5 protein-coding genes are annotated in these 4,724 nt (G+C 59.9%); all 5 read right to left on the bottom strand.

Annotated features, from left to right (window positions below):
• Nucleotides 1–534 precede the first annotated feature (534 nt).
• A complete protein-coding gene (locus tag WAW17_RS28080) occupies nt 535–1,332 on the bottom strand; it encodes a hypothetical protein (protein ID WP_422336135.1) in 798 nt (265 codons plus the stop codon).
• A 326-nt stretch (nt 1,333–1,658) separates the two neighbouring features.
• Nucleotides 1,659–1,838, bottom strand: coding sequence for a hypothetical protein (locus tag WAW17_RS28075; RefSeq protein WP_422336134.1), 180 nt, complete (start codon nt 1,836–1,838; stop codon nt 1,659–1,661).
• A 368-nt stretch (nt 1,839–2,206) separates the two neighbouring features.
• Complete coding sequence (locus WAW17_RS28070) at nt 2,207–2,668, bottom strand: hypothetical protein (RefSeq protein WP_422336133.1); 462 nt, start codon at nt 2,666–2,668, stop codon at nt 2,207–2,209.
• Between the two features lie 336 nt (nt 2,669–3,004).
• Nucleotides 3,005–3,187, bottom strand: coding sequence for a hypothetical protein (locus WAW17_RS28065; RefSeq protein ID WP_422336132.1), 183 nt, complete (start codon nt 3,185–3,187; stop codon nt 3,005–3,007).
• Between the two features lie 201 nt (nt 3,188–3,388).
• Nucleotides 3,389–4,724 (bottom strand): hypothetical protein (locus WAW17_RS28060; RefSeq protein ID WP_422336131.1); only part of this gene is annotated, 1,336 nt, incomplete at its 5' end.

The following is a 4,724-nucleotide window of genomic DNA, read 5'->3' as shown; positions in this document are numbered from 1 at the left end:
GGAAACACCCTGGTCAGCAACCCTACCGACACTAGATCCGACAGCCGACGATCCGACTCCGGCTTCACCCATCCACTACGCGGCACGCCGACACGATACCGCACAACCCTCTAACTGAACGGTATTGCCGTTAGGTAGGACGAAACCCCCGACCACTGGCGAAGAGGGGGACCAGTAGTCGGGGGCTCGGAGCGCACGACAGGCGCTCTATTCGGGGGTGGTTCTAGTCCAGGCCGGCTTGCTGACGTTCAATGCTGCGGTCTGAGTACGACCATGCTGCGACGTGCGGCCCTCGAGGTGCGGTCACCTTCCCGTCACCTGGTCCGGGGTATTGGGCGCGTTCAGCGGCTCGGGCTTCCCGCACCTCCCAGTTGCTGGGGAGTGCTGGACCATCGGAGATTTCGAGCCTGCGCTCGGCTTCCAGTGCAGCCGCTGCGACACGTGCATGATTGGACCCGGTGAGTGGACCAGGGTTCATGTCACGATCGTCACGTTCAACCTCAGCGACGGCAGCGCGTACACGGTCGAGATCCCTCACGCACTCACACCACCAGTCTGATAGGCGATCGTTGCCGCATCATGCACCGCCATTGCTGCCATTGCCTCTTCACGGCTGGCGGGAACATACGGACCAGCGGCCATCTCAGCGAGGAATGCTGCGCGGCCACCATCAGGGTCAACGCCAACGGGGGTGCGACGGTATCCGCCCCGATCCAACTTGGCGGGGGTGCGGAATCGCCACCACGGGCCACCATCGCCGTCAGGGCGGACCAACCGTCCAGCTTCCCGCAACCGGTCGCTGATTGCCCGAAGCGTGATGTTCGTGGATATCAGGTCAGCTACCGCCAACCACTCGTCCGTGACATTGCGTTCGATGGCTTGTTCGGCGCTGGTTACCCCGTTGAGCTTTGCGGCGATGTCGGCGGCTTCTGCTGCGAGCGTCGCGAAGTGTTCATTGAGGATCGCTGGGGCTTCCGCAGTGTGGGCGTAAGCAATCCGTTCGGCGCTATGAACACACGCCGTGTAGACGGTTTCAGCGATACGCACGACGTGCAGTTTCTCGGGCAGTTTGGCCGCTTCGGAGTGGATGGCGTCAACCTCGAGTTCGCCCGAAGCAACCTTGTTGGCGATGTCGGCGCGTTCATCTTCGGTGCGTCGGGCTGCGGACAGTCCCAACGCTTCAGCCCGGTCGGCACGGTCTAGTAGCTCTTCGACCTGCCCGTGTTCTTTGTCGTTGAGCAGTTTCAGTAGACGCAGGTCGTCCGTGACGGCAATGAGTCGGGTCTGGGCTTCACGAACATAGAACGGAACATCGAATCGAACATCAGTCATGCTTATCCCCTTGTGGTTCAACAGTATTCAGTAAGTCATTAGCGAGTATGCGGGCTTCCGTCTCAGTCAGCCGGTAACGCTGCCCTGCGAGGTTGATCTCGAGCAGGTGGACACCGACTCGTCGGACGATCGCCGCGAAGTCACGGGTCTGCAACCTCATGTCACACCCCGTCTCTCCAGCCGGTCAACACCATCAGCGATAGCGTCAATGACGTTGTATGCGGCGTCCACCGGGATATGCACCGTGCGGCCTGTCCCCTGGTGAATGCGCACACAGTGGCCGAGTCGGGGCAGGTGCACCACACGTAGCTCGGTCTGTACGCCGGTCACGGACGGGACGACCATGATTCCCCCCGTTCGGCGGCATCCACCAGCAGATCAGCAACCTCGTGTGCGATGTCGTGGGGTACCAGGATTCGGTAGGGTTCACGCGAAATTTCGGTGTATTTCTTGCCTCGGCGTTTCACGAGAACACGGATTCCGCCGATTGCGCTTGGACTGGTCATGGCCATCAGTGGACCCACTTCGCTGGTGTCGTGGCTGGGGGCAGCTGGTGCCGGAAGAGTTTCCCCAGCTTGCCGAGTTCGGCCTCATCGTTCTCGACCATTGCGTCGATGATGTCAACCGTGTGGTCAAAAGACTCGATGTCGGCCCAGATCCAGCGGTCGCCCTGGCAGATGAGTACGCCGTTAACACCGTTGCGGGACGAGAGGCTTACACGGATTGGTGGAAAGTTCCCCGAGACGGGGATATCTATTCGAGTTGTAGACATTGGAACATGCGTCTCCTTCTCCGCTTGCGCGGATTAACCGCCCGTAGGCGTGGGAGTGATGGAAAGTATGGGGTGGGCCGTAAAAATGGCTCAGCGGTCGAATCAGCCGTTCTTGCGATGCTTCCTAGACCACCGTTCACGGGCGCGAGCAACCGTGCCGTGGGTCATTGCGAAACGCTTGGCGAGTTGCTGGTCAGTGTTCCGGTCCCACAGTTCGGGTCGGGCGTAATGGTGCAACAGTTGGATCTGCCAGTTGGTCACCGCTTGTGGCGTGACACCAAGCTGTTTGGCGATTTGCTGCGCCGTGTGCGGTGGGTCTGTTTGCATCAGCTTCCAGCCGGCCGAGCGCAACGGGTGGACGCAGCCATAATGATCACGTTTGCGATACTCGCGGTACTGAACATACGAGCGCAGCGACTCTCGCGAGTACCACCAGGAGTCGCGGGATTTGCGGCCTTGGATGGCACCGGCGATCCTGAGGTCACGTAGGCGCAACGCACTGAGTCCTGAGAACGTCACGGCACGGTCGGTGTGCAGCCACTCGTCCGTGTCCCACCTGTTCATGTGGCGTAACTCCTTCACGGAAAGACAAAAGAGGCCGGGAGAAGGCGGGGGCTGTGCCCCCAAACCCCCCATTCCGGGAATCCGCGTCCGGTGCAGTCAGTGGTCTAATCCACCGGGGGCGGTGAATCAACCACCAGCGACATATCCACCGCACTCGTCCAGGCTGCTTTTCCGAACTCACCAGCAGCAGTGCATCAACACCCGGCAATTGTGTTCAGAAGTTAGATCGCCTACCGGCGCAGCCGGTGGGAGCACCGCAGGTGCGGAACAGATGTCCTCGCCGGACGGGCACTCACTGCACTGAGAAGACGTGCAGCGAGTGTTAGACATTCGGTGTCATCGTCCGTAGACCGCGAGAGCGGCTATCAATTCGTCGCGGACTCGCTCGGCTTCATCGATTGCGAGGAACATGTCGAACGCGTTGCCCGCTCGAATGATCACGGGGCGTTCAGAGACGCGACCAGTAGCGGGGTCGTCGTAGTCAACCTTGAGTCGGGCGTTGTGCTTTGCGATGCGCATTAGATTCTCCCAGGGAAAAGGTGTGTGGAGAAATGTGTTTGTGGAGGTCTTGCGAGATGCCATCCACACCCCACACAGAAAGTCATGAAAACGTAAAACCGCAGGTAGAGAGGAAATATATATATAATTGTCTTCCAAGAAGGAGATGTGATCGTCTCCACGCGCACAGCGTCTCCACATCTCCACATCTCCACATCAGCCCTACCCGGCCAGCGCAGGACTCAGAACACGGTCGTAGCGTCCATCAACCTCGGACACCAGGCCATCGGACACCAGAGAAGCCACAGCTTCCGCGACGTACGGTCGATCGATGCTCTGTGCCGAACGTTTGAGGTCACCCAACGTCATCGCACCCTTTGCCTCTAACTTCCGGTGAACCCAATTGCGTAGTCGGTCATGACGACCCAACGCGGCAGTCTTACCCGACTCACGATCAGCCTCGAACTCGCCAGCCTCCACAGCCTCAGCACGACGATTCTCCCGCAAGCGGGCCACCATCAGCCCCCGCGTCTCACGGGACACCGCCATCAGATGATCAGCAAGCGCCCACGTTTCCTCGGAAACCCTCGGCTCGTACACATCCGGCTCCAACAACGACAGCCCAGCCGCAACCTTCAGTTGCACGAACAGAGCATGTGAGTCCAGCGAGTCCGAGATGTCACCGCGAGCCTTCCGCAGTTGCTCGGCGTCAACAGCCCGTTCAGCAACCCCTGCCACCGGAACTACCACGCGGGCACCGAGCAACGTTGGGTCATCCTGCCGCGCATCCAGTACCCCAAGTCCAGGAAGGTATCCGGGATCGTCGGGGCGGCGCTCAGGCATTCGGGCATCAGTCGCCGGCAACCACAGGAACCGTTGCGGCAACCCCTGCCCCTTCTCAGCGAGTAGAACATGAGATTGGGATTGCTGGACTCCAGCGAGAACACACAGCCGGTAAGAGTGGTCACCGAGCGGAAGCGACTTCGCCTTGTCTACATGCGATGCGCCCAACTCTTCCCCGACAAACGCGGTGCACAACTTCGACAGCATCGTGGAACCGTTGCGCCCTGAAGTGCCTTTCAATGTCGTGATCTCATCCCACCACGCGAGCACCGAACGACGTTCCCACACAGGGGGTTTGTTGCCCTCGCGTCGCATGAAGAGGTGTGCCAGCGACTCTCCAGAGCCAGGTTCCGTGGTGAACACCGATGTCCCGACGAGTTCACGGGCAGCCGATTTCGCCGCGCTCTTACCACCACCAGACTCGGCAACCAGACCGACCATGATGTTCAACGATCCGTGACCACCGACCAGTGGCGGTAACTGGTGATTTGGTGGAAGTTCCGCGAGTCGGTATGCGATGGCCGCGCCCAGTAGTGCATACGGCGAGACACGCCGCGAATAGGCAAACTGCCGGATGTGCTCGAGCGTCTTAACCTGGAAGCACCGATTGGTATGAGCGGCTGAGAGTGTCATAAAGGCGAAATGCCCTGTCGTAGTGGAAGAATAGGACTTCTCTAGGGTCGGATTCAGCCACACAGAAGGACATCTCGCGGAT

Source organism: Rhodococcus sp. (in: high G+C Gram-positive bacteria), assembly GCF_049286785.1.
Lineage (GTDB): Bacteria > Actinomycetota > Actinomycetes > Mycobacteriales > Mycobacteriaceae > Rhodococcus_F.
Note: the sequence above shows the minus strand (reverse complement) of the source record. Positions and strands in the feature narration are given on the sequence as shown.

Excerpts from the sequence above, each read along its gene's own strand:
- WAW17_RS28080 (WP_422336135.1), bottom strand. The coding sequence starts at position 1,332 with ATGACTGATGTTCGATTCGATGTTCCGTTCTATGTTCGTGAAGCCCAG.
- WAW17_RS28075 (WP_422336134.1), bottom strand. The coding sequence starts at position 1,838 with ATGACCAGTCCAAGCGCAATCGGCGGAATCCGTGTTCTCGTGAAACGC.
- WAW17_RS28070 (WP_422336133.1), bottom strand. The coding sequence starts at position 2,668 with ATGAACAGGTGGGACACGGACGAGTGGCTGCACACCGACCGTGCCGTG.
- WAW17_RS28065 (WP_422336132.1), bottom strand. The coding sequence starts at position 3,187 with ATGCGCATCGCAAAGCACAACGCCCGACTCAAGGTTGACTACGACGAC.